This is a genomic window from Blautia sp. AF34-10 (assembly GCF_003477865.1).
Classification (GTDB): Bacteria; Bacillota; Clostridia; order Lachnospirales; family Lachnospiraceae; genus Fusicatenibacter; species Fusicatenibacter saccharivorans.
The window spans coordinates 1-26,216 of sequence record NZ_QUED01000021.1; the positions used below are offsets into that span (position 1 = coordinate 1).

General features: G+C 49.9%; 20 protein-coding genes and 1 pseudogene. 3 read left to right on the forward strand and 18 right to left on the reverse strand.

All coding sequences use genetic code 11. The features are described from left to right. Positions 1–10: 10 nt before the first annotated feature. The 5 genes from DWZ60_RS12420 to DWZ60_RS12440 form a co-directional block, all read right to left on the reverse strand. Positions 11–628 carry a DUF5662 family protein gene (locus tag DWZ60_RS12420; protein ID WP_243038321.1) on the reverse strand — a complete coding sequence of 206 codons (618 nt, stop codon included), beginning with the start codon at positions 626–628 and terminating at the stop codon, positions 11–13. Continuing rightward, a complete protein-coding gene (locus tag DWZ60_RS12425; protein ID WP_118594717.1) occupies positions 606–2,501 on the reverse strand; it encodes an alpha-amylase family glycosyl hydrolase in 1,896 nt (631 codons plus the stop codon). Before DWZ60_RS12425 ends, DWZ60_RS12420 begins: the two co-directional genes overlap by 23 nt. Before the next feature lie 96 nt (positions 2,502–2,597). After that, the gene (locus DWZ60_RS12430) at positions 2,598–3,353 is read right to left on the reverse strand and encodes an exodeoxyribonuclease III (RefSeq protein ID WP_117509068.1); all 756 of its coding nucleotides are present in this window, start codon (positions 3,351–3,353) and stop codon (positions 2,598–2,600) included. An 81-nt stretch (positions 3,354–3,434) separates the two neighbouring features. Then, on the reverse strand, positions 3,435–4,895 hold the full coding sequence (locus DWZ60_RS12435) for an aminotransferase class I/II-fold pyridoxal phosphate-dependent enzyme (protein WP_158576401.1): 1,461 nt from the start codon (positions 4,893–4,895) through the stop codon (positions 3,435–3,437). A 114-nt stretch (positions 4,896–5,009) separates the two neighbouring features. After that, positions 5,010–6,074 (reverse strand): branched-chain amino acid aminotransferase, encoded by a 1,065-nt coding sequence (locus tag DWZ60_RS12440; RefSeq protein ID WP_117509070.1) that lies wholly within the window; start codon positions 6,072–6,074, stop codon positions 5,010–5,012. Between the two features lie 278 nt (positions 6,075–6,352). On the opposite strand from DWZ60_RS12440, the gene DWZ60_RS12445 reads away from it, so the two are divergent. The 3 genes from DWZ60_RS12445 (at position 6,353) to DWZ60_RS12455 (ending at position 11,043) form a co-directional block, all read left to right on the forward strand. Further along, a complete protein-coding gene (locus tag DWZ60_RS12445; protein WP_117509071.1) occupies positions 6,353–6,721 on the forward strand; it encodes a DUF1292 domain-containing protein in 369 nt (122 codons plus the stop codon). A gap of 218 nt (positions 6,722–6,939) precedes the next feature. Continuing rightward, positions 6,940–7,263: a helix-turn-helix domain-containing protein gene (locus DWZ60_RS12450; RefSeq protein ID WP_117800904.1), complete on the forward strand. Its 324-nt coding sequence runs from the start codon at positions 6,940–6,942 to the stop codon at positions 7,261–7,263. Positions 7,264–7,452: 189 nt separating this feature from the next. Continuing rightward, the gene (locus DWZ60_RS12455; protein WP_119221723.1) at positions 7,453–11,043 is read left to right on the forward strand and encodes an ABC transporter ATP-binding protein/permease; all 3,591 of its coding nucleotides are present in this window, start codon (positions 7,453–7,455) and stop codon (positions 11,041–11,043) included. Between the two features lie 94 nt (positions 11,044–11,137). Here the strand turns inward: DWZ60_RS12455 and DWZ60_RS12460 are convergent, their stop codons facing one another. From DWZ60_RS12460 to DWZ60_RS12510, 13 genes and pseudogenes are all read right to left on the reverse strand, one after another. Next, positions 11,138–12,448: a M18 family aminopeptidase gene (locus DWZ60_RS12460; RefSeq protein WP_117804035.1), complete on the reverse strand. Its 1,311-nt coding sequence runs from the start codon at positions 12,446–12,448 to the stop codon at positions 11,138–11,140. Positions 12,449–12,688: 240 nt separating this feature from the next. Next, entirely contained in the window at positions 12,689–14,614 is a 1,926-nt protein-coding gene (locus DWZ60_RS12465; RefSeq protein ID WP_117509074.1) for an ABC transporter ATP-binding protein, read from the reverse strand. A gap of 3 nt (positions 14,615–14,617) precedes the next feature. After that, the gene (locus DWZ60_RS12470; protein ID WP_117804034.1) at positions 14,618–16,366 is read right to left on the reverse strand and encodes an ABC transporter ATP-binding protein; all 1,749 of its coding nucleotides are present in this window, start codon (positions 16,364–16,366) and stop codon (positions 14,618–14,620) included. Beyond that, complete coding sequence (locus DWZ60_RS12475) at positions 16,360–16,821, reverse strand: MarR family winged helix-turn-helix transcriptional regulator (protein WP_243002015.1); 462 nt, start codon at positions 16,819–16,821, stop codon at positions 16,360–16,362. Before DWZ60_RS12475 ends, DWZ60_RS12470 begins: the two co-directional genes overlap by 7 nt. A gap of 236 nt (positions 16,822–17,057) precedes the next feature. Beyond that, positions 17,058–18,845 (reverse strand): cobaltochelatase CobT-related protein, encoded by a 1,788-nt coding sequence (locus DWZ60_RS12480; protein WP_055218171.1) that lies wholly within the window; start codon positions 18,843–18,845, stop codon positions 17,058–17,060. A gap of 11 nt (positions 18,846–18,856) precedes the next feature. Then, a complete protein-coding gene (locus DWZ60_RS12485) occupies positions 18,857–19,768 on the reverse strand; it encodes an AAA family ATPase (RefSeq protein ID WP_119221725.1) in 912 nt (303 codons plus the stop codon). A 190-nt stretch (positions 19,769–19,958) separates the two neighbouring features. Then, entirely contained in the window at positions 19,959–21,416 is a 1,458-nt protein-coding gene (locus DWZ60_RS12490; RefSeq protein ID WP_118697212.1) for a radical SAM protein, read from the reverse strand. A gap of 232 nt (positions 21,417–21,648) precedes the next feature. After that, positions 21,649–21,771, reverse strand: a complete 123-nt coding sequence (locus DWZ60_RS18705; protein ID WP_256372628.1) for a hypothetical protein — start codon at positions 21,769–21,771, stop codon at positions 21,649–21,651. After that, positions 21,768–22,106: a hypothetical protein gene (locus DWZ60_RS12495; protein WP_117812861.1), complete on the reverse strand. Its 339-nt coding sequence runs from the start codon at positions 22,104–22,106 to the stop codon at positions 21,768–21,770. Before DWZ60_RS12495 ends, DWZ60_RS18705 begins: the two co-directional genes overlap by 4 nt. A 323-nt stretch (positions 22,107–22,429) precedes the next feature. Beyond that, positions 22,430–23,751 (reverse strand): annotated as a pseudogene (gene aspS / locus DWZ60_RS20895) (aspartate--tRNA(Asn) ligase). 399 nt (positions 23,752–24,150) lie between these two features. After that, positions 24,151–24,768 carry a metallophosphoesterase gene (locus tag DWZ60_RS18265; protein WP_243038318.1) on the reverse strand — a complete coding sequence of 206 codons (618 nt, stop codon included), beginning with the start codon at positions 24,766–24,768 and terminating at the stop codon, positions 24,151–24,153. Continuing rightward, positions 24,765–25,322: a hypothetical protein gene (locus DWZ60_RS18270; RefSeq protein WP_243038319.1), complete on the reverse strand. Its 558-nt coding sequence runs from the start codon at positions 25,320–25,322 to the stop codon at positions 24,765–24,767. Before DWZ60_RS18270 ends, DWZ60_RS18265 begins: the two co-directional genes overlap by 4 nt. A gap of 93 nt (positions 25,323–25,415) precedes the next feature. Next, complete coding sequence (locus DWZ60_RS12510; protein WP_118697210.1) at positions 25,416–26,216, reverse strand: PHP-associated domain-containing protein; 801 nt, start codon at positions 26,214–26,216, stop codon at positions 25,416–25,418.

Here is a 26,216-nt window from a genome sequence, read left to right on the forward strand (position 1 = left end):
GTCCAATACCTTAATGAGTGGACGGGGACACTTTCTTGCGGATGGCCTCTTCGTAGGCGGTGCATTCTTGAGGACAGTGCATTCGCGGGACGGGGTCACCTTTTAGGAAGTGGTAGCGGATGTAATAGAGGGTATCGTCTTCGCCGCGTTCCGAGAGCATGCGCAGCAGAAATTCGAGCTGCGAAAGTGTCTCGGGATGGACGAACCAGAGGTGGCCGATTCCTTTTTTGAGATACTGGTACGACGCCTGATCGGTATAAGCGTCTCCGAGGTAGACGCGGGACGCGCTGATGCGGTCCATAATCATCTCGGCGACGTAGCGGCGCGGCATTGGGACGCCTTTGATGATAGTGTCACAATTGATACCGTAATCAATCCAGTATTCAAAATGATGTTTGTTGCGCCCTTTATGGTGCATCCAGGATTTTGACATGCCGGTGTCTTCGCGCTCGGCGTTATTGGGACTCCGGTCGCCCTGATAGTATTTCATGCCGACCAGAAATTCCGTCGGCGAATATTTCGAGAGGTCGTGGGTCAGTCCCTGCCAGTACAGTCCTATTTTGAAGCAGTACCGCATGACCCACATTTTGTGTGTGGTAATGGTTTTAAAGTGCTGCCATGCTTTCATCATTCTGCCTCTTCTCCTGCTTTCCTGTTAAAATTATGATACTGCGCGGCGGCACGATGACCGTTTTTGCGCTGACTTTTTTCTGATTTTCTTCTGTCAGGAAGACTTCCGGTGTGTTGGTGTCGGCCGTCAGATACCAGACCTTCTGCTCCGGGAGGGACGGCAGTGCCAGCTCATGCGGATTCCAGTGCATGTTGTAGGCAATATAGAGGTCGTCGTCCTTGTTGCCGTCTTTATCCTGGAAATAGCTTCCGCAGTACATGACGCCGATAAAACGGCATGTGTTTTCCATCTGGGAGAACCAGGCTCTCTGGCTGTGGAAGGACATATCCGGGCAGCCGTAGGATTTGTAGTCGATGAGGCGCGGCTCGCGTTCGCCGTGCAGCGCCGGATGCGCCTTCCGGAAGGCGATTGCTGCTTTTACAAAGGCGGCAAACTCCGGATTCCGGGCGGCTGCTTTCCAGTCGATCCAGCCGGTTTTGTTGTCCTGGCACCAGGCGTTGTTGTTGCCCTTCTGGCTGTTGCCGAATTCATCGCCGCCGTAAATCAGCGGTGTTCCCTGGCTTGTCATCAGCATGAGAACGGCATTTTTCAGCTGGCGGAGACGCAGCGCGCGCACAGCCGGTTTCCGGGTCACGCCTTCTGCGCCGCAGTTCCAGGTCAGGTTTTCGTTGGAACCATCCATATTGTCTTCGCCGTTGTCCAGATTGTGTTTCTGTTCGTAGGAAACGCTGTCATACAGGGTAAAACCGTCGTGATCCGCAAGATAATTGATCACACCGTGTGTCTCCGGGCTTCTTCTCAGATAATAGGTGAAGTCGGAAAGGCTGCCCTCATCGCCTTTTAAGAAGCGGCGGATATGGTACTGGTAGCCCTGATTGTGTTCCCCTAAATTCCGGAACCAAGGGCGTTTTCCCTGATAGATCCGTGCGCCGTCAAAACCGAGGAAAATCAGTTTCGTCTTCCGAAGGAGTGCATCTTTGGACGCTTCTTCTGCCAGCGATGCATCGCCGACCAGATGGAAACCGTCGATCTGATAGCGGAGCTGCCAGTGGTGCAGAACCTGCAGGACAAAACCAGAAGGCGTTCCCGGGGCAAAACAGAATTCCATCAGGCATTCGATACCATTCTCATGCAGGGCATCGACCATCTCTGCGAACTCTGCGACGGCATCTGCGGATGCAGCATACGAAGCTTTCGGAGCAAAATACAGGGCCTTTGTGCCGTATCCCCAATAATTCACGCGCTTCTCTTCCGCCGGCGCCGGATATACATAGGCCGGCTCCGTAAGGGAGGTCCACTCAAAAAACTCGTAGGACGGCATCAGTTCTACTGCATTGATACCGAGTTCTTTTAAGTATGGAATTTTTTCGATCACGCCGCGGAACGTTCCCTTGTTCTTTACACGGGAGCTTCCGTCTTTGGTGAAGCCGCGCACATGGAGCTTATACAGAATCGTCTCCTCATACGGCCGGTGCAGTGAGGTGGTGCGCATTACCGGGTACTCCGGGAGAAGGCAGCAGCAGGCGCCCTCTTCTTTTTCCATCGGTGCACCGAAGGTTTCTCTTCCTTCTACTGCTCCCGCATACGGATCCAAGCAGAAAGCTTCGTCCATCCGGTAGGCATACGAAAACTTTCCTACCGTCAGGCCTGTGATTTCCACGGAACTGATCACGCCAGTGCGCTCCTCTTCCGGAAGCGGCACGGTAAGAAACGGTTTCTGGTGACCTTTCCGGTACAGCAGAAGCTCTGCTTTTTTTCCATCTGATACTTCTACGGCAAAATTGTATCCGTCTTTCGTCGCCGATGCGCCCATTTTCTCCGGATTTCCCGGTAAAATTCGATATTTTCCTCTGTTTTTTGTCTGTATCATAATTCCCGCCCTTATTTTTTATAATTTGTTGCAATTGTCATACTATTAATGTAAATCATTTGAATAAAATTGTCAATTGACCAATGTTACCAATTGTTATACCTCTAAATCCAGTTCCACCGGGCAATGGTCGGAACCGAGAATTTCGGTATGGATTTTGGCATCTGCAACTGCATCTTTTAAGGACTCTGATACCATAAAGTAATCAAGCCGCCATCCTGCATTCCGCTGGCGTGCCTGGAAGCGGTATGACCACCAGGAATACGTCACGGTGTCCGGATACAGCATACGGAAGGAATCAACAAAGCCTTTTTCTTTGATCACAGCAAATTTTTCACGCTCCTCTTTCGTAAAGCCGGCGTTTTTCTCATTTGCCTTTGCATTTTTGATATCCATCTCGGTCGCTGCGACGTTCAGATCTCCGCAGAAAATCACCGGTTTTTCCTGCTCCAGTCCTTTTAAGTAAGAAAGAAACGCATCCTCCCACTCCATCCGGTAGGCAAGGCGTTTTAATTCATCCTGCGAATTCGGTGTGTAGACGGTTACAACAAAGTATTCCGGAAACTCTGCCGTAATCACACGGCCTTCCATATCATGTTCTTCGATTCCGATACCATAGCGAACAGAAATCGGCTCCTCTTTGGTAAACAGGGCCGTGCCGGAATATCCTTTCTTTTCCGCATAATTCCAATACTGATGATAGCCGGGCAGCTCAAGGTCGATCTGTCCTTCCTGCAGCTTTGTCTCCTGCAGGCAGAAAATATCGGCATCTGCCGCCTCAAAGTATTCCTGAAAACCTTTTTTCATGCAGGCTCTCAGTCCATTTACGTTCCAGGATATCATTTTTTTCATACGCAATTCATCTCCTTTTCCTGACAGTCTGTTCTCTGCGGTTTCTGTTGCAAAACGCTTGGAACCGACTTCCGTTTTCTTTTATTCCTCTTTCAGAACATACAGCACTTCCAGCGACGCATCCGACGGTCCGTGAAATTCGCAGCCGTCTGCTTTATACTGGCGCATCAGTTCCAACATTTCTCTGCTGTACCGCTCGCCCGGGCAGATGAGCGGGATTCCCGGCGGATATGGGGCTGCCATCTCGGCTGCAATTCGTCCTTCCGCTTCTGCAAACGGAACGGCTTCCTTCTCCGCAAAATATGCCTCGCGCGGTGTCTTTACCATCTCCGGCAGGCTGCGGAACAGCCACTGCTTTTCTGTAAACTTCGTCCGCCCCGTCGTTTTCCCGCTCTCTGCTGCCGAAATTCCTGCCAGCGCATCGATCAGCCGTGTGATATCTTCCTCGCTGTTTGCCCAGGTAATAACGCAGACCACGTTCTCCTCGTCGGCAAGCTCTGTACTGACGCGGTATTCCTCGTACAGACGCACCTGCAGATCGTAGCCGGAAATACCAAGTTCTCTTGCCGAGAATACAAGACGCGTCGGGTCGATCTTCCATACGCCGCACGTTCCTTCCATCTCAGTCCCAAGAGCTTCGATTCCTTTGATCTTTGCAAGCTCCTGCCGCGCCCTCTGGCCGAGTTCCAGCGCGCGTTCCATTCGCTCTTTTCCGTGCAGCGCCATCCCGCGCCGCGCCGCATCGAGGGATGCCATCAGAAGGTAGGACGGCGATGTACTCTGTACCATCTGCAGATTGGCGGCCACTCTTGCCTCATCGAGACGGCCAGAACCGAGTGATAAGAAGGAGCTCTGTGTAAAGGAACCCGCCGTTTTGTGGATACTCTGCGCGCAGGCATCCGCACCACTTTCCAGTGCGCCGAGAGGAAGCTGTTCGGAAAAATAGAGGTGCGATCCATGTGCTTCATCGACAAGAAGCGCTGCGTTGTGGCAGTGACAGATTTCTGCGATCGCCTGCAGATCACTGCAAAGACCGTAGTACGTCGGGCTGACCAGAAGTACGGCTTTCGCATCCGGCGTTTCCGCGAAGGCTTTTTCGATCGTCTCCGGCGTTACGCCGCCCCACATCTGCCATTTCGTGCTGTACTCCGGCATCACATAAACCGGTGTGGCTCCGCTTAAAATCAGGCCCATCAGCACCGATTTGTGCACGTTTCGCGGAACAATGATTTTTTCGCCCTCTTTCACAGACGAAAGCACCATCGCCTCGTTGCCGCATGTTGTGCCGTTGACAAGAAAAAAAGTTTTTTTTGCCTTCCACGTTTCCGCCGCCAGTTTCTGCGCCTCTGCAATCACGCCCTCCGCGTGATGCAGATCGTCAAGCCCTTCTGCCTCCGAGAGGTCATACGCCGCAAGCGACGCTCCGTTTAACGTCTCATCCAGCCCGCGCTCAAACCGGTGTCCCGGAATACGGAAATAGGCCGGTGCTTCCTCCCGGAACTGTTGTAACGCCTCCACAAGAGGCATTCGATTCTGATCCATTCTGCTTTGTTTCCTTTCAAACGATTTCTGAATCTTTTTCTGAAGCGAAAGAATCCTCCCCGCACCGCTGTGCGGGAAGGACCCCCTTATCTGCATTTTTCTGTTTTATATGGTTTATTCTACCGGAGTAGTCCAGCCATATTTATCTTCCAGTTTACCCCACTGGATACCGGTCAGGGTATCGTACAGTTTCTGGGTCAGCTCACCGATCTTGAAGTCATTTACAACAACAGAATCGTCCTTGTATACAAATTCACCAACCGGAGATACAACTGCTGCTGTACCAGTACCAAATGCTTCTTCCAGTGTGCCGTCATGACCTGCTTTCATCAGATCGTCAACCGACAGATGTGTTTCGTTTACTTTATATCCCCAGTCTCTTAAGATATGGATCAGGGAATCACGGGTTACGCCCGGAAGTACGGTTCCTTCCAGCGGTGCGGTGTAGATTTCGCCGGCAATCTTGAACATGATGTTCATGGTTCCAACTTCCTCTACATATTTACGATGTACGCCGTCCAGCCACAGAACCTGGGTGCATCCCATCTTCTCTGCTTTTACCTGGCCTGCGATGGAACTTGCATAGTTACCGCCGCATTTTGTAAATCCTGTGCCACCTTTGACTGCACGAACATATTCATCCTCAACCAGGATCTTAACCGGGTTGATGCCCTCTGCATAGTATGCTCCAACCGGAGTGGTGATGATAACGAATTTGTAGGATTTTGCCATATGTACGCCAAGGCTTGCCTCAGTAGCGAACATGAACGGACGGATGTAAAGAGATGTACCTGGCTCAGACGGTACCCAGTCTTCCTGTGCTTTAACCAGTGCTTTGACAGCCTCTACAAACATCTCCTCCGGTACGCCCGGCATGCAGAGTCTCTCGTTGGATTTAATCATACGGCGTGCGTTCATTTCCGGACGGAACAGCTGGATCTTTCCTTCTGCTGTTCTGTAGGCTTTCAGTCCCTCGAACGTTTCCTGTGCATAGTGAAGTACCATGGTTGCAGGATCCATCGGGATTCCGCCGTACGGTACGATTGCTGCATCATGCCATCCCTGCTCTTTGTCCCAGTCCATGACAAACATATAGTCTGTAAAGTGTTTTCCGAATCCAAGATTTTTCTGATCCGGTTTTTCCTGTAAATGTTCTCTTTTTTCAAATCTGATATCCATTTTTTGCCTCCCCGGCAGTTGAGGATAAGTTTGTTCAGCTGCCTGTATATTTAGATTCAATAGTGATAGTATAAAACTGTACCCGAAAACAGTCAATAGAAAATACGACTAATTTTTCATTTTTTCGTTCTTATTTATTGTATCTTTTCCGTATTTTCCTGTATCAGCCGCATTTTTTCTGCTTTCCCGGCACAGCCATTGTGTTTTTTTTTATTATCTGTTAGAATGTCAGTCAAGAACCTGATAAGACTTGAACACGAAAAAGGAAGGTAATACAAATGAGTGAAGAATTATTCAACAGCGCATCCTGCAGCGGAGACTGCGCAGACTGCGGCAGCGACTGCCAGGATCTGGATCAGCCGACTGTTACCCTGACACTGGACGACGATACCGAAGTAAAATGTGCCGTACTGACCATTTTCCCGGCTCCGAACCAGAAAGAGTACATCGCTCTTCTGCCGCTCGATGAAAACGGCGAGAACGAAGACGGCGAAGTTTATCTGTATCGTTACTACGAAGAAAACGGCCAGCCGAACCTCGACAACATCGATTCCGATGAAGAGTACGAAATTGCAGCAGACGCATTCGACGAGCTGATGGATACCGAGCAGTTCAACGAGATGGAAGAAAATTCCACCGAAGAGTAAGAATCACAGACTTTGAAACGATTGCAGAACCCGGCGGGAAACCTTATTTTCCTGCCGGGTTTTTCTCTCTTTTTCTCTCAAATTCCCATTATTTCTTATTTGTACAGCTTTTCTGCATCTCTCTTTAAGATCTGTTTCTATTCTTTTACAGACGTATAATATATGTGAGTAGCAATTTTCATGCCGCTACATTACATAGGAATACGAGGTATCTTTTTATGAGAGATAAAGATGTGATACAGCACATTCAGGATTTATGCCGCGAGCGCTCCTGGACTTATTACCGTCTTGCAAAAGAGGCGGACATTCCCTATTCTACCTTAAATAATATGGTAAACCGCACCAATATTCCAACCATCCCTACCCTGCAGAAGCTCTGCGACGCTTTCGGCATCACACTTGCCGATTTCTTTCTCGACGAGCCGGATGCCCTGCAGCTTACCGAAGGACAGCAGGAAATCATTACGCTTTACAATAATCTTTCGCTGGAAAAAAAGAAAATCTTAAAGGCTTATATGAAAGGTCTTCTGATGGAAGTCTGACTTTTCCGGCATCATAAGTATCACAGATAAAGAAAGTTCCGTTTTTTGTTTTTCCGAAACAGAGGCGGAACTTTTTTTCTGTCGATAAACTTTTCTTAAATTTTTCTAAAGCCCGGGACTTTTCCCGTATTTCGTTGTAGAATAAAGGACAACTGTTCACATATTAATCACAGAAGGAGTTACCCTTTCATGCTACAGATTCAGCATATCAAAAAAGAATACCGGACCGGGACGCTGGTACAGAAAGCGCTCGACGATGTGTCCTTAAATTTGCGCGACAACGAGTTTGTCGCTATTTTAGGGCCGAGCGGTTCCGGAAAGACGACGCTTCTGAATATCATCGGCGGCCTCGACCGCTACGACAGCGGCGATCTGATCATCAACGGCATTTCCACGAAAAAGTATAAGGACCGCGACTGGGATTCCTACCGGAACCACACGATCGGCTTTGTCTTCCAGAGCTACAACCTGATCCCGCACCAGACCGTCCTTGCAAACGTAGAGCTGGCGCTTACCATTTCCGGTGTTTCCAAAGAGGTGCGGCGCAAAAAAGCAATCGCGGCACTTGAAAAGGTCGGTCTTGGAAAACAGCTCCACAAGCGGCCGAGCCAGATGTCCGGCGGTCAGATGCAGCGTGTCGCCATCGCCCGCGCTCTTGTCAATGACCCGGAAATTCTGCTTGCCGATGAGCCGACCGGCGCGCTCGATTCCGACACCAGTATTCAGGTCATGGACCTGCTGCAGGAAGTTGCCAAAGAACGCCTTGTCGTCATGGTCACACACAATCCGGAGCTCGCCGAGCTTTACGCCAACCGGATCGTCACCCTGCGCGACGGTGTGATCTGCTCCGACACGAACCCGTTTGAGCCGGATTCCGAAACCCTGCTTCCTCCCAAACACAAAAACATGGGCAAATCGTCGATGTCCTTTCTGACGGCGCTCTCCTTAAGTTTTAATAACCTGCGCACCAAGAAAGCGCGGACCTTGCTCACCTCGTTTGCCGGCTCAATCGGCATCATCGGCATTGCACTGATTCTGGCACTCTCCTCTGGTGTCAACGAGTATATTCAGAATATGGAAGAGGAAACTCTCTCCGAATATCCGCTTCAGATCCAGAGCACCGGCTTTGACCTCACTTCGATGATGGTCGGCTCACAGAATGCCGGCAAAGACTCAAAAGATTCCGGCAAAAAGAATGAAATCAAAGTCCAGGAAGTCGTGACCAACATGTTCTCCACCATGAACTCCAACGATCTCGCTTCCCTGAAAAAGTACCTTGACGGCGGTGCGGACGGCATTTCCGACTACACAAATGCCATCGAATATTCCTACTCCGTCACGCCGCAGATCTACCGCGAAGACGGCGATTCCATCCGCCAGGTGCACCCGGACCAGTCATTCCACTCGCTCGGCCTTGGCGCAAACTCCAACAGCATCATGTCATCCATGATGAGCACCAACGTCTTTTACGAGATGCCGGACACCGCTTCCCTGTACGAGAACCAGTACGACTTAAAAGCCGGACACTGGCCGGAAAACTATAACGAATGTGTGCTTGTCCTCACTTCCGACGGCGGAATGAGTGATTTTCTGCTCTACACCCTGGGGCTCCGCGATGCACTCGAGCTGGATGAGATGGTCCGCCAGTTTTTAAATGAAGAAACCGTCGAGACCCCTTCCTCCATCGGCACGTATTCCTACGATGATATCCTCGGCACCACGTTCCGTCTTGTGAACAGCGCCGACTGCTACGAATACGACAGTCAGTATCAGGTCTGGAAAGATAAAAGCGACAACGAAGACTATATGAAAAAGCTCGTTGCCAACGGCGAAAAGCTCACAATCACCGGTATTGTCCAGCCGTCCCCTGACTCTGCCGCCTCTGCCCTGACCGCCGGCATCAATTACCCGGCATCGCTGACCCGCCACGTTGTGGAGGAAGCAAAGAAATCCGAGATTGTGAAACAGCAGATGGCGGACTCCTCCATCGATGTCTTTACGAATCAGGAATTCGGCACCGTGGATCAGAACAGCGGTCTTGATATGGATTCCTTTATCACTGTCGATGAGGACAAGCTGCAGAACGCTTTCCAGTTCGACGATTCCGCACTCTCCGGTGCTTTTTCCGGTGATTCCATGAACCTTGATTTTTCCAGCGCCTTTGCGGACGCCGGAAGCAGCATGGATCTCGCGGGTGCGATTGACCTCAGTCAGATCTCTCTTAATTTCGACGGACTGCCGCAGCTTGATCTTGGCCAGATTTTATCCGGACTTACTCTCAATGTCAGCGAAGACGGCATGCAGGAACTGGTTTCCAGCCTCATGGAGGGCTATCAGGGCTACGCCTCGGAGCACCCGGAGGCGGATTATTCCCATTTACAGGAGGATTTCGTCTCCTACATCAATTCCACGGAAGCACAGGAAATCCTGCGGCGCCACATCCAGACCATCATTGCAGGCGGCGGTGTTTCCATTACACAGGAACAGATCCAGGAACTCATTCAGCGGATCTTCAAAGGGTATCAGGCATACCTGATCAAGATGGGCTACACCGATCCGGAACAGTTTGATGCTTATCTTGCGGAGTATCTGCAGACCGAAGAAGCTGTTCAGATCATCAACGACTGGATTTCCGAGGTGATGCAGAACAACGGCAATATCGAAATTACATCCGACCAGCTCACTGCGCTTGCGACGGAGCTTTCCAACGGTTATCTCGCTTACGTGAAGAAGAACGGCCTGCCGGATCCGACGGAGATGGGCCAGCACTTTATCGCCTATCTGAACACGGCGGACGGCCAGCAGCGGCTGAACAGCGGTATCACAAAAATCGTCGATCTCAACGGACTGCAGTCCCAGGTTTCTTCTGCGCTCACAAACTACATGGCAGGCGTTATGGGAAGCTACTCCGCTTCTGTCGCCTCGGTTCTGCAGACACAGATCACTTCCGCGATGGAACAGATGATGACGCAGATGGCCTCTGCAATTCAGTCCGAGATGGAGCGCGCCATGACGCAGGTCGGTAATTCTCTGCAGGATTCGATGGGCGATGCCATGAAGATTGACACCGATGCCTTTGCAAGTGCCTTCCAGATGAATATGACTGAGGATGATATGAAGGAGCTCTTCGCTTCTCTTAGTTCTTCCGGCTCTTCCACCTATGAGGGCAATCTGCAGAAACTGGGCTACGCTGATTTTGACGAACCCTCTTCGATCAGCATTTACCCGAAAAACTTTGAGAGCAAGGAACACGTTGTCTCCATCCTCGACGGCTACAATGACACGATGGAAAAAGAAGGCAAAAACGAGCAGGTAATCTCGTACACCGATGTGGTCGGCACTCTGATGTCCTCCGTCACGGATATCGTCAACATCATCAGCTACGTGCTGATCGCTTTTGTCGGCATTTCCCTTGTGGTTTCCTCGATTATGATCGGCGTCATCACCTATATCAGTGTTCTGGAACGTAAGAAAGAGATCGGTATCCTGCGCGCGATCGGTGCTTCGAAACGCAATATTTCGCAGGTCTTCAATGCCGAAACTTTCATCATCGGACTCTGTGCAGGACTGATCGGCATCGGGCTCTCGCTGCTTCTGATGATTCCGGGCAACCTTCTGATCCACCATCTGGCGGATACGACGAAGGTCAGTGCTTCTCTTCCGCTCGTCCCGGCGCTTGTTCTGATTGCACTCAGCGTCGTTCTGACCCTGATCGGCGGTCTGATTCCGTCGAAGAAAGCGGCAAAAAGCGATCCGGTTACGGCACTCCGGACAGAATAATCTGATCCTTAAAACACACTTTGCAAGTACGCAAAAAGCGGCCGGCAGAGGCTTTTCAAAAGTCCCGCCGGCCGCTTTTTTCTATCTTAAACTTTTATTTTTCTTCCAGAGAAAATCCATGCTCTGTCCGCACCAGTGTCGTCTCATAAAAGGTCTTTGCGAACTGCACCAGATAAGCAGTATCTTTGGCACCTGCCGTCTCATACGGGGAATGCATCGCAAGCTGAGCCATTCCGATATCCACACTTGTCACCGAGACAAGAGAGTTCAGAATTGCGCCGAGCGTGCTTCCGCCCGGAATGTCAGCGTGGTTTGCGAATACCTGGCACGGTACGCCGGCCTTCTCGCAAATCATCTTTGTTACGGCTTCCGAAACAGCATCGGTCGTGTATTTCTGGTTTGCACTCTGTTTGATGACAACGCCGCCGTTCATGTAGACGCGGCTCTTCGGATCGTATTTCTCCGCATGCGCCGGGTGGAAGGCATGTGCATTGTCAGCAGAAACAAGGAAGCTTCCCGCAAGATCTCTGTGATATGCAATCGTGTCTTTTCCACAGGCTGCATTGATATGCTGCAGTGTCTCTGTCAGGAACGAAGAATCCGCACCCTGCTTTGTGAGGCTTCCTACCTCCTCATTGTCAAAGATTGCGCAGACATTGACCTGGCCTGTTGCCTTTGCAACAAGAAAGCCCTTTAAGGAGCCAAACGCGCTCTGCAGGTCATCCAGACGCCCACTGGATAAAAACTCCCTGCCGGCACCCCAGATGGATCCTTCCACTCGGTTATACAGATAAAGCTCCATGGAGAGAATATCCTCTTTTGCGGTATCCGGCAGAAACAGCTCGTAAAAATGATCTTTCGCTGTCTCATCACCGAGAATCGGGAGCATGTCGGTCTGCACACTGTATTTGATTCCGTTGTTGATGTCACGATTCAGATGAATCGGCAGATTCGGGATCGTCACCAGATCTCGTCCGGCATCAACCAGCACGGATTTCACGCTGTTTCCGTCACGTACCACCATGCGGCCCGCCAGGGAAAGCGGACGGTCAAACCATGGGGAACGGATCATTCCGCCGTAGCCCTCCACGTTCAGGCGGGTGTAATGACCATCCGTCACGAATGGATCCTCTCCCTTTACTTTAAACGTCGGACAGTCGCTGTGGCTTGCGATGATCTGGTAGCTGGAAAATGCGCTCTCCGGGATCTGGAACGCAATCACCGAGGATTCATTTCTCGTCACATAATATTTTCCGCCCGGAACGAGACTCCATTCTTTTGTCTCCTCCAGTTTTGTATATCCATTTTCGTTCAGCAGATCGCCGGCTTCTTTTACCACATGAAACGGGCTTTTGCACCGCATGATAAAATCGAGCAGCTCCTGCGCTGTATTCAGGTATTCCATAGTTTTTCTCCTTTGCATATATTCAAACGCTTCTTCTATTTTATAAAATCCCGCTGTCTTTTTCAAGACCCAAAAACCTGTGGGAACTTACTGTATCACTCGCAATCATCATTTCGAAGCGGATATTCGCAATCCGCTTCGCTACTCGCACATAAAACCAGCCGCTGCTTCGCAAAAAAATCCCGCACAGACAGATTTTTATTTTCTGTCGTGCGGGACTTACTTTTTCCGTTTTTTCTGCTATGCGGAAACCTGATTTCCGGTATACAGCTGGTAATATTTTCCTTTCTGTTCCATCAGCTGATCATGGGTACCGCGTTCAATAATTTGTCCCTGCTCAAGAACCATGATACAATCGGCGTTTCGTACGGTAGACAGACGATGTGCGATAACAAAGGTTGTTCTTCCGCTCATCAGCTTATCCATACCATCCTGAACAATGCGCTCGGTACGGGTATCGATGGAGCTTGTCGCCTCATCGAGAATCAGTACCGGCGGATCTGCAATGGCTGCACGCGCGATCGCAAGAAGCTGCCGCTGACCCTGGGACAGATTCGCACCGTCTCCGGTCAGCATTGTGTCATAGCCCTGCGGCAGACGCATAATGAATCCGTGCGCATTCGCCAGTTTTGCTGCTGCTACAACCTCATCCTCCGTCGCATCGAGCTTTCCGAAGGCAATATTTTCTCTTACCGTTCCCGTAAACAGATGTGTATCCTGCAAAACAATGCCAAGCGATCTTCTCAGGTCATCTTTTTTGATCTTTCCAATGTTGATCTCATCGTAACGAATCTTACCTTTCTGAATATCATAGAAGCGGTTGATCAGATTGGTAATGGTTGTCTTTCCGGCTCCGGTAGAACCGACAAACGCGATCTTCTGACCCGGCTCTGCAAACAGCGATACATCGTGCAAAACAATTTTATCCGGGTTGTAGCCGAAATCAACATGTTCGAATACCACACGGCCCTGCAGCTCGCGGTAATCCACAGATCCATCTGCCTGGTGCGTATGCTTCCATGCCCATTTTCCGGTACGCTCTTTCGTCTCGGTGAGTTTTCCGTTTTCTTCCTTCGCATTGACAAGCGTTACATACCCCTCGTCCAGCTCCGGCTCTTCATCCATCAGTCGGAAAATACGTTCCGCTCCTGCAAGTGCCATAACAATTGCGTTCAGCTGCTGGCTGACCTGGTTGATCGGCATGTTAAAACTCTTGTTGAAGGTCAGAAAGCTTGCTAGACCACCGAGCGTAAAGCCACCGACGCTGCCAAGGGCAAGTGCACCGCCGACAATTGCACAGACAACATAGCTCATATTTCCAAGCTGTGCATTGATCGGTCCGATAACATTTGCAAACGCATTGGCATTGTAAGCACTCTCATACAGATTGTTATTAATTTCTTTGAATTTTTCGATATTCTCCTCTTCATGACAGAATACCTTGACAACCTTCTGGCCATCCATCATCTCTTCGATAAAGCCGTTGACTTTACCAAGATCCCTCTGCTGTTTTACAAAGAAATTTCCGGAAAATCCGGCCACCTTTTTTGTCACTCCCAGCATGATAGATACCATAACCAGCGTTGTAATCGTCAGCGGGATGTTCAGAATCAGCATACTGACAAAGACACTGACAATCGTGATTGCACTGTTGATGATCTGCGGGATACTCTGACTGATCATCTGACGCAGGGTATCAATATCATTTGTATAAATCGACATGATGTCGCCGTGCGCATGGGTATCAAAATATTTAATCGGCAGCTTTTCCATATTGCCGAACAGATCATTTCTCAGATTCCGCAGGGTTCCCTGGGATACATAAATCATGGTACGGTTCTGAACGAACGCAGCCACAATACCGATTCCGTAAAATCCGGCCACCCGCAAAATTGCGTGGAGCAGCGGGCCAAAATCCGGATCCGGCTGGGTCAGCATCGGCGTGATATAGCCGTCAATCAGCGTTTTCATAAACATCGTTCCCTGTACATTTGCCAGGACGTTGACAAAAATCGCAATGACAACAGCGATGCAGTGTACCGTATAATCCTTTAATACATATTTCATAATTCTGGTAAAGATCTTCATCGGATTCTTGACCTGCGGTTTCACCCCTCTTGGAGGTCTTGCTCCCGGCCCCTTTACCTGCTGTACTCTCTCTGCCATTCCTTACTCACCTCTCTTTTCGTCAAAGTCTCCGTCGCCACCGGTCTGAGACTCATATACTTCGCGGTAAATTTCATTGGTTTTCAGTAATTCCTCATGGCTTCCAAAACCATTTACTTTTCCGTTCTCCATGACAATGATGCGGTCTGCGTCCTGCACACTGGAAATACGCTGTGCAATGATCAGCTTTGTCGTTTCAGGGATCTCGGTCAGGAATGCCTTCCGGATTTTCGCGTCGGTTGCGGTATCGACAGCACTTGTACTGTCATCCAGAATCAGCACCTTTGGTTTTTTCAGCAGTGCTCTTGCGATACAGAGACGCTGTTTCTGACCGCCGGATACGTTCGATCCGCCCTGCTCTATGTAGGTGTTGTAGCCATCCGGCATCCGGTCGATAAATTCATCGGCGCAGGCAAGACGGCAGACACGCTTGCACTCTTCTTCCGAAGCATTTTTATCACCCCATCGGAGGTTGTCGAGAATAGTACCGGAAAACAGCACATTTTTCTGCAGAACAACGGCTACTTCATTTCGCAGAGTTTCCATATCGTAGGAACGGACATCCTTTCCGCCGACTTTGATGGAGCCATCTGTTACATCATACAGACGGCTGATCAGGTTGACAAGACTTGTTTTCGCACTTCCGGTTCCACCGATAATACCGATTGTCTCACCCGATTGGATGGAAAGATTGATATCCGAAAGAACCGGCTCGCCGGCTCCTTTTTTGTAGTTGAAATAGACATGATCGAAGGTAATGCTTCCATCCGGAATCGAAAAGTCCGGATTCTCCGGATTATCGAGATCACTCTTCTCATTCAGGACTTCTGAAATACGGCGCGCACTTGCAAGGCTCATTGTGATCATAACGAATACCATGGAAAGCATCATAAGGCTCATCAGAATGTTCATGCAATAGGTCAGAAGGCTCATCAGTTCTCCGGTCGAAAGACTGCTTCCGACAATCATTTTGGCGCCGAGCCAGCTGATCAGAAGAATACAGCTGTACACGGTCAGCTGCATCAGCGGTGCATTAAAGGAAAGATTTTCTTCTGCTTTACAGAAAATTTTATAAATATTTTCGGACGCTTTGTGAAATTTTCCTGTCTCATAATCTTCGCGCACATACGCTTTTACCACACGGATTGCGGATACGTTTTCCTGCACACTCGCATTTAATTCATCATATTTTGGAAATGCCTGCTCGAAATATTTGGTTGCAGACCGCATGATCAGAAACAGACACGTTCCAAGAAGAATAACGGCCACCAGATAAATGCTCGCAAGGCGTGCATTGATGTAAAACGACATAATCATTGCAATGATCATACTCGCCGGTGCACGCATGCACATACGAAGAATCATCTGATAGGCATTCTGCAGGTTGGTGACGTCTGTCGTCAGGCGGGTGACAAGACCTGCGGTGCTGAATTTGTCGATATTCGAAAATGAATATTCCTGAATGTTTTCAAACATGGCCTGACGCAGATTTCTTGCAAATCCGGCAGACGCTTTTGCTCCATATTTTCCGCCCATGATACCTGCAAACAGACCGATGGCTGCTGCTGCCACCATGAACGCTCCCACCACGTAGATGTGATGGAGATCGCCTTTTTCTACACCATCATCGATAATGGATGCCATCATAAGAGGAATGATCATCTCCATGATAACTTCCAGAATCATGAAAAGCGGAGTGGCAATGGAGGCTTTTTTAAACTCTTTTACCTGTGCTCCAAGTGTTTTTAACATGATGTCTCTCCTAACATATTTTTTACATTGCTTTTGAGCTGGTCGATGACACGATAGAAAGTCTCAAGATCTTCTTTTGAAATTCCCGCAACCGTCTGTTCTTCCAGAATATCGATCATATCTTTCGTCTTCTCGTGAAGCTCTCTTCCGGTATCGGTCAGCACCAGTTTCTTCAGACGCGCGTCATAGGGAACGGACTCCCGTCGGATGTAGCCCTTTTTCTCCATGAGCTTTAAAATATTCGTCACGGTGGACCGGCAGATCTTAAACTCCGCCTCGATATCCTTCTGGAAAATATCTTTGTCTTCGTTCCGGCACAGATACCCTAAAATCCATCCGTGCATGGCGGTCAGTTCATCGACCCCCCGCTCTCTGGCGGCTGCCATCAGGTTCCGTGACATCATATTGTCCAGCGTCCGCAGTTCGTGGCCGATTTTTCTTTTTTTACAACACACGCTGCTTTTTTCCTCCTTTCCCCTTTGCTGCCGTCCCCATCTGTTCGTTATAAAACTGTTTGAACAAGGACTGTTCTATAAGCAACTGTTCTATAGATGACTGTTTCATATTAAACAGTTCGCTATGGAACATTCTAGAAGGTTTTGTGAGAAATGTCAACCTGTTTGCGTAAAAAATTTGAAAAAAATGCTCCGGATAAAAGTTTTTCACTTTCCGCCCGGAGCATTCCGCTCATTTATTCTTCGATTTTTCTTCTTAAATAGCTTCCCACCATATGGGAAAAGTTGCGGATGTCGCGCGCATATGCGAAATCCTTGCCGAAAATCTTCTGCTCCGCCATAAGCTCCGTCTCCTCGCCTACAAAGACCCCAAGCACCGAGACACCCTGCTGCCTGAGGCGCCGCACCTCAGTTGCCGTGTCATGCAGCGCATAGTCATCCCGGTACGGCTTTGGATTTCTCGCATTCGGCCGGTTCACCAGCACATCGTACGGCTTTCCGTCGCTTAAGAGAATCAGCAGCTTCCGGTCCTCCTGGCGTTTTAAAAGATCCATCCCCGCCGCCTTGACAGCAAGCCCATCGCGGTTGTTTGAGGATGTGATATACTCAAAAATATTGCTGTTCTTCTCCCGCGGATCGTCGTAATCGCGCATCCGGTGCAGGATCGTGTAATCCCAGAACGTACAGAAGCTCATCACGCGGAACGGGATGTGCAGGCGGCTTAAGGTCTCCGCCAGAATGTACGTCTGCAGTGTCACATTCTCCTGGCGCGGCCGCTGGGAACCGCTCGCATCCACAAGAATATCCACGACAAAATCCAGCGAATTCCGCCGCTGCTCCAGCCGGAACAGATCCGCATTCTGGCTCCGTCCCACCTTCCACATCCGCGCGGGCTGTAAAATTCCGTGGTCTGCATCCGCAAACGACTGATCCTCCTGCAGCAGCATCGCTTTTTTCAGTTCCTGATACAGCAGCGAAATGTTCTGCCGCACCGCGCGGTGCTGGTCGTAATAGGCATGAAGATTTTTATCCTTCTGCTTCTGCGCGTAGGAGAGCTGATAATACTTTCCGACCGGATTTTTCAGCACACCCTCCGTGTAATAGAGGCTGCAGTCGCTGTGGATGCCGCGGCAGAGCTGGTAATTCCGGCTTTTCTCCTCACTCTCCGAGAGCCACGTTTTTCCGTAATTGCGCTGAATGTACTGATACATCCGTGCCAGCGCTTTCTCATCGACGACAACGACCTTTTTGGTATCGCTTCCCGCTGTTTTTTCTTTCTTCTCTTCCGCCTCTTTTGATGTGAAATTTGTCATATCAAGCGAAACTCGCTCCAGATATGTCTCGAGCCCGTCCTCGTACAGTTCCTCCGAAAGGAAATCCTTCCAGGAATACTCGGTGAGCTCCTCGATCGTTACCGCAAGAACCGAGGCAAGATCACCGTGCTTTTTCACAAATGCGGGATCGACGACCTTATTGTACAGCTCGTCCGTCACCCGAATCAGTTCCATTGTATCCGCTGTTTCGGATGCGTGCTTCAGCAGCTCCATCCACTCCCGCGTTTTTCCCGAGTATGAAGGGCTTTTCCCCTCGTCCTCTTCTCTTCTTCCGCGCAGATACTCCAGTTTCAGGCGGCCTGTCTCATTTCTGGATAGAGTTTCAAAAGAGTGGTCCAGTATTTCCTCCGCTGCTCTCCTTCGAAAGCCCTTGACACCGGGGCGCTCGCTTTCGAGCCGCTTCGATACGGCCTCCTCCGTCACCAGCTGGGCGAGCATCATCAGTTCTCCCTCCGCTGCGCCGCTGTAAACCTTCTTCACCAGATACAGGCTGTAGGCTTCCCGATCAAAGTAACACGAAAAGGCACCCTGGCGGATCGTATCGTACAGCACCGTATCCGGCTCTTTCGCATACCGCTCCACGTCCGGGTTCAGCTTCAGCGTATAGTCGCCGCTGACAGTCCAGACGAGATTGCGGATCCGGCTTTCCAGCTCCATCTCATGCGTTTTTAATGTTTCCTCTGTCACCATACGTATTTCCTCTAAAAAACATCCTGCGGCGTCCACTCTTCCGGAATCCGCGTGCGCACGACATCCCGCACGATCTCTTTTTCAAACAGGTCAAAGCATTTATTGACAATGCCGATCTGCACCGCAAGATACGGGGACAGCCCCTGGCGCATCGTGCCGATCGCTCCGAACAGGCCGCGGAGGTCGAGCGCGCGCGTGGTGATTTCCGCCTGTTTTGCCTTTTTCTGCAGATCGAGGTAAAGGCCGGCCAGCGCTTCGCGTGCCGCCGGTTTCAGATCCGGGAATTTTGACTGCATCAGATAAAACAGTGTCTCTTCTGTAAGCGGCGGCATGTCAATCACCAGAAAGCGGGACACCAGCGCTTCATTCAGCTCCCTCGTTCCCGCATAGCCGTAATTCATCGTTCCGATCATCCGCGCCGCCGGGTGAAGCGGAATTTTATCGTAGCCCGGCACATCGATGATGCGGCGGTAGTCGAGCGCGGCGTGAAGAACACTGACCGCATCGTTTTTCGCCATGTTGATCTCATCGAGAATACCAAAGCCGCCTTCCTCGGCACAACGGTAAATGCTGCCCTTCCGGAGTGTGACCTCCTGGTTCTGGAACGTATCGGTTCCGATCAGCTCGGCGCTTCCTGTGTTTACATGGAAGGAAACGTTGTACGTCGGTCTTCCGAAAACATACGCCAGTGTCTCTGCCAGCACGTTTTTTCCCGTTGCCTTCTCGCCGGTCAGCAGCAGATTTTCGCCCTGCAGCAGCGCGGCAATTGCCATCTCCAGAATCTCTTTTCCGAAAAACGGGATTTCCGGCGTGCTCATGCGGTTCTCTAAGCCCTCCGCCACCGGATAGCTCTCGCGGAATTTCTGCACACTCTCAATTAACGCCCCGCTTACGCCCTGTTCCTGTAAAAATGAATCGTTCATCTTCTATTTTTTAATCCTCTCTGTCGTTAAAATATCTTTTTGCTTCTACCAGTATACGGGATCTGCCTTTTTTCTGCAAGACCTGTCGGACTTAGATTGAATTGGATTGAAACATAAAGACACCGGAAAACAGGCTTTATCCCGTTTCCCGGCGTCTTATTTCTGTCATTGATTCAGTTCATGCATCGCATTATCCGCGGATTCCGGAAAGAATTTCCTCTGTGGAAGCTTTTGCCTCCTCGTCCAGGTTCTCTTTCTTATAGTTCTCATATCTCTGTTTGTGATGCGGATTCTCTGCCCACAGCTCGTCTGCGGCTTTTTTCCACTCTGCTGCATACAGGTCGCATTTTCCGCACAAATGCTCTGCGCTCTCCGGGGACTGCAGGTCGGTTGACTTCGCGCCGGTCTTCTCTACCATCTCACGCAGCAGTTCCGGATTTTCGAGCATCGGACATGGGCGCAGGTGGTTGCGGTTGAACGGCTGTCCATCGCGGTATGCCTGGAACAACGGCTGCTGCAGTGCTTCGATCAGGGAAACTTCGTTGATGTTGGCGCCGGAGTAATGGATGAAAACACACGGCTCCACATCGCCGTTTGCATTGATATGGCAGTAGTTTCTTCCTCCTGCGATACAGCCTCCGACGAACTCACCGTCGTTCTGGAAGTCCATAACAAAAATCTGTTTGTCGCTCTTATCGGAACGGATCTCACGCAGTCTGTGATAGATATATTTTCTCTGCTCAACCGTCGGCATCAGCTCCGGTGCTGCATCCATACCAACCGGCATAAAGTGGAAATACCAGCTGTAGCGGCAGCCATGTTCGATCAGCAGATCTAGGAATTTATCACTTGTCACAGTCTCGAGATTGGCTCTTGTATAACAGATGGAGGTTCCAAACAAGAGACCATGTTTTTTCATCAGATCCATGGCTGCCAGAACTTTGTCGAAAATACCTGCACCACGGCGGCCGTCATTTACTTCCTCAAAGCCTTCCAGTGACAGGGAGAAGGAGATATTGCCGAGCTTCTGAACTGCTTCACAGAACTCCTCGTCGATCAGGGTTCCATTCGTGAAGCAGTGGAATTCACAGTCATGATGCTCTTCTGCCAGACGCAGGATATCTTTTTTACGTACAAGCGGTTCGCCGCCGGTGAACATATAAAAATACGTTCCCAGTTCTTTTCCCTGACTTACAATATCGGAAAGCTTTTCATAGGAGAGATTCAGCTTATGACCATATTCTGCTGCCCAGCATCCGGTGCAGTGCAGATTACAGGCACTCGTCGGATCTACCAGCATGGTCCATGGGATATTGCAGTTGTATTTTTCACGGTTCATACGGATCTGTTTCGTTCCGACAAAAGCCGCCTGAAATCCTAAATTTAAAGCAGTCATTTTGATCACCTGCGGATCCAGCTCATCCAGTCCGCGGTTGACGTACTGTACCCATTTGTTGTCCGGATTTTGCAGCATGGTGCGGATGTTGTCGAAGGTTTTCTCCGCAAACATATTTCCGGTAAATTTCTGTACAAAATCCGTCAGATTCAACAGCGCTTTTGTTCTGTCGTCTCCGTGATTCACATATTTTAAAACACCATCGATCGCAGCGCCTGCAGCGGCTCTTTCTACTTTCATTTTTCCATCCATTGTTCACGATCTCCTTTGTAATAGTTTAATATTTTTATGCCTGAGACAGATCTGGTTTTCAATACCACATCTCGGCTTTTTCCCATTATATTCTTCATATTTTGAAAATACAACCCAAAGTTCCGCTGTTTGGGACACATCAAAAAAAGTGTCCCACAAGGGAACACTTTTTCCTGTTTTTCTCTTTCCGTTATATTTTACATTGCATTTTCAGATTCACACAAAGCATTTTCTAATTTTCGATCAGAACCGCGCGGATCGGTCCGCCGTACTGGTGTTTCTTTTTGACCGGAGCAGCCACAAGAAAATAATGACCCGAGGTCACTTTCTCCAGATTCAGATTTTCGACAATCACCGTACCTTTTTCAGCAGCTGCTGATGAACATCATTCCCCGATGTCTCATTTCCGACAGTTTCCTGCTCCACACCGAGCAGCACCAGTTTTTTCTCTGCCAGGTAATCTGCCCCATCGCGTGTAATCTGCGCATCGCCGCGGATCAGGAGACGTTCACAGTCTTCTTCCATGACCTCCTCGAGCACTTCTCTTGTCACTTTTCCCTCAAGCTCCGCCACCTGACAGATGCCAAGTGACCGGTCGAGCGTCGTCTGCGCCGTTCCTTCCTCCGTCATCAGATGGCGCGGCGCGTCCATTGCGGAAAACTGCTCTCCGGAAATGTCATATAATTTCATATTTTCCTATCCTCAAACCGGGAAACTCCCGTCTTTCTTTTTTCCAATATTTGCCGATACTGCCAGATTCTGCCGGCAGCCAAACCTTGTTTAGTATAGCCTATTTTCGGACGCTTTACAAGGCTCATTTCTGCAAAAATTCTGACTTTTATACAGCAATCCTGTCTGCAATAAACAATTTGTCATTTTCACTCCCCTGGTGTATAACAGAAATATCCAAACGGTTACGCTATCTTTCAAAAGGGAGGGAAATCTTATGAAACTCCGGCTAAGCCCGTGAATCTGCGCCACGGCTTCGCCGGAGTTTTTTACACTCTTCTGGTTTACGGAATCAGACGGTGAATGTCTCTTGGAAACAGGGATGCGTTCCGCACATTTTCAAATCCGAGAAGCCGTGCCGTAAACCGCTCCAGCCCAAGACCGAGGCCGCCGTGCGGGGGCATGCCGCAGCGGTGCATCATTAGATAGCTCTCAAACGCTTCAACATGCATGCCGCGGCTTTCGATCTTTTCCACCTGCTCCCGGTAATTGTGGATGCGCTGGCCGCCGGTTGTCACTTCAAGGCCGCGGAAGAGAAGGTCAAAACTTTCCGTCACTGCCGGGTTTTCTCTGCTGTCCATCGCGTAGAACGGGCGCTTGGCGCTTGGATAATGTGTCACAAATACGAAATCACTGCCTGTCGTTTTCTTCACGTATTCGCACAGCAGTTTTTCCTCCTCCGGTTCAAAGTCCAGTTTCTCCGAAAAGGCTCTTTTGTATACGCGGCTCACCAGCTCTTTCGCCTCGGAAAAACGGATTCTCGGAATCTCCGTGATCACCGGCACCTCTGCTTTTAAAGCGAAAGCTCCGCTCCGCATGTCTCCTGCAGCCGTCCAAATGTGTACCGCAGCATTTCCTGCTCCATCGCCATGATGTCCTCAAAATTCTCGATATAGCCCATCTCAAAGTCCACGCTTGTATATTCGTTCAGATGACGCGCCGTGTCGTGCTTCTCCGCCCGGAAGACCGGTGCGATCTCGTAGACACGCTCGAAGACGCCGACCATCATCTGCTTGTAAAACTGCGGGCTCTGCGCCAGATATGCCTGTTCGCCGAAATACGACAGGGAGAAGATATTAGCTCCGCCCTCGGCTCCCGCTGCTACGAGCTTCGGTGTGTGGATTTCGGTGAAGTGCTGTCCATCCAGAAATTCGCGGAACGCCTGACAGATCCTGGCCTGAGTTTGGAAAACCGCGCGCTCTTTTTCATTTCGCAGCGTGATGGGCCGGTAGTCCAGCAGGTTCTCGATGGAAGTGTTGACCCGCTTCTGGTTGATGACAACCGGCGGTACTTCTTCCGGCTCGGAGAGGATTTCCACGTCTAACAGATGCAGGTCATACCCGCTTCTGGAACGCTCTTCACGGATCACCTCCGCGGTAAACCGGACACACGCCTCTTCTTTTAATTCCTCCAATGCAAACCGGGCATACGCCGGCTCGTACACGCACTGTACCATCTGCCGTTTCGTCCGAAGCAGCACAAATGCAAATGAGCTCATTTTTCGGATTTTGTAAATGCTTCCATGCAGCCGCACGATTTCGCCGATGTGTGCTCCTAACTGCTCTGCTTCGAGTTCCTCTGTTTTTCTTACTTTTACGGTATTCATTTCTGTCTTCATAGTCTTTTCTGCCTTTCTGTTCTGATTTTTCTTTATCGCCGCAAAATCAGCAGAAAATCCATATGGACATAATCTGTATGTCCCATACGATCACAACCCTTCTCTGATGTAAATTTCAAGTCATTCCCGCATGGATAAAAAATGGCAAAGAAAAACCACACGGGGTATTTCTTTTTCTCCCAGTGTGGTTTCCCTTTGCCTTATCTTCCACACAGGTACAACACAATCAGCGCCTGTACCTGTGAAGTATAGTAGTCTTCACTTTGATACAAGCGCTATCAATCGTCGTCCCTGTGCATCTGTACGCTGTGCATCTCGTTCATCGTTGATAACCTCTGTTTCGTAGTTTTGTTGTATTATAATTCTGCGTTCCGGTTTTGTCAACCCTTATTTTCCGTAATCGATCATCACCACTTCCGCTTTCGTCCCGATCCGCATCGGCGGTCCCCAGAGACCCACGCCGGATGTGACGATGCTGTACATGTCTCCGACTTTCTTCATCCCGCAGGCATTCTCCCACATCAGGCCGGTAAGGATATTGCCTGGGAAGAGCTGTCCGTCGTGCGTATGGCCGCCAAGATCAAGGTCTGCGCCTGCCTCTGCCAGCTCGGTCAGCTCCGACGGCTGGTGGTCAATCACAAAAACTGGAAGCGACTGGTCCAGTCCGGTAAGCAGTTCGGACGGCGTGTCGCGTGTCTCCTGCGTTTTGCGGATCCGGTCGGGATCTTTTCGGCCCGCCAGATAAAAGGCATCATCGATACAGACCACATCATCCTCCAGCAGATGAATCTTCGCGCGGTCCAGAAACTCACCGAACCGGCGGTCGGCGATGCGCTCCTCCTTCGTCTCAAACGTAAAGCCCGCGAGAATCTTCTCATCGAGATCGTGGTTGCCGTAGCAGGCGTACGTGCCGTACCGGCTCTTTAAGCCCGCCAGAAGATCCGCCACGCGGTCCGGCTCATAGATGGCATCGTACTCATTATCAAAAATATCCCCGGCAATCACAACGACATCCGGCTCCTCAGCATTGATTTTTCCACCATCTCTTCCATCTGATGACTGCCGATGCTGTACCCCAGATGAAGATCTGCGACGAGCGCAATTTTCAGATGTGCATCCTTTTTCGATGGAACCTCATATCGTGTCGTGTAAATATGGACTGCATGCACCATTCCGTAGATGCACATTCCCGTCACAAAAAGGATCGCGCCAAGGCCGACCGCTTTCAATCCCATCGGAGAATACAGCCAAGTTTTCGTCAGTGCCGTATGCGCAAAAATGAAGCGCAGCAGCACCAGAATCGCGGTGAAGCCAAGAAAATACAGATACATGCCAAGCCAGCAGTTGCTGATGACCTTTAAAATCCGGTGAACGGGATCTCTTTTGATCAGAAAGCTCGTCAGCAGGGAAAGTGCAAAAAATGCATACAGCACCAAAATGACACCCAGCACGGCCGGATGGCGGAACAAAGGATGCACCTCCTTCATCCACCGCAGCAGCCAGTAGGCGGTAAATACATTTGCCAGTATGTAGACCGGCGCAAGAAATATTGCAAGCATACGTATGTTTCCTCTCTTTTTCGATTCAAATACAGGGCAGGAAAAAGCGTGCCGAACGAAACGTTTCCGGCACGCTTTTTTGCCAGGCATTCATCAGAGTTTTTTCTCTATGATATCAAACAGCTCACGTCTCCGCTTCCGCCAGCGCCAGCCATTTGCAAGTTTGTTGTAGAAATAGAACGAATCCACAAGCACCATGTTCAGGCGGCCGATCCGGTCTTTCGTCGTTCCGTTGTAATGTTCGCCGCCGCATTCGATCTGCGGGCACGTTTTTACGTAGGCGATCAGATCATCCTCACTTCTGATAGTATCCGGCAGCTCGGTATACGCTTTTCCGATGCAGTCCAGCCGGTGCGCATCGCTTCCGCCAAAGCCGGGCTTATTGAATTTCTCCGCCAGCCGTTTCGCTTTTGCGTTCGTCCCCGCGCTCTCACACGCATTGAAAATTTCAACAAAATCGAACTGCGGGAGAAGCTGGGCAATCCGCTGCTGATACTTTTTCTTCCGTTCATTCGTGCTGATCATGCTCATAAATTTTTCGCCGTACGGATGCGCCGGTCCTAAAATTCCGCCGTACGCATGGACGATCTTGACAAGGATCGATCCCGGCAGGCCGCGCAGCTCCAGAATTTTTAATTTTACGCCGAACGGCATAATCACAAGAATGTGGCCGCAGTCGCACGTATCGTACTCAACACCTTTTAATACCACAAAATCCTGGTGTGCTCTTCCCTTGATGGCATTCTTCCACTCGCGGTATCCGTCATAGGAATCGTGGTCGGATACCAACATTCCTCCAAATCCTTTTCGTTTCAGTGTTCGGATGTACTCCTCAATCATGACTTTTCCATCCATCGAACCCTCTTTTGTGTGGCAGTGCATATCAAATTTCAT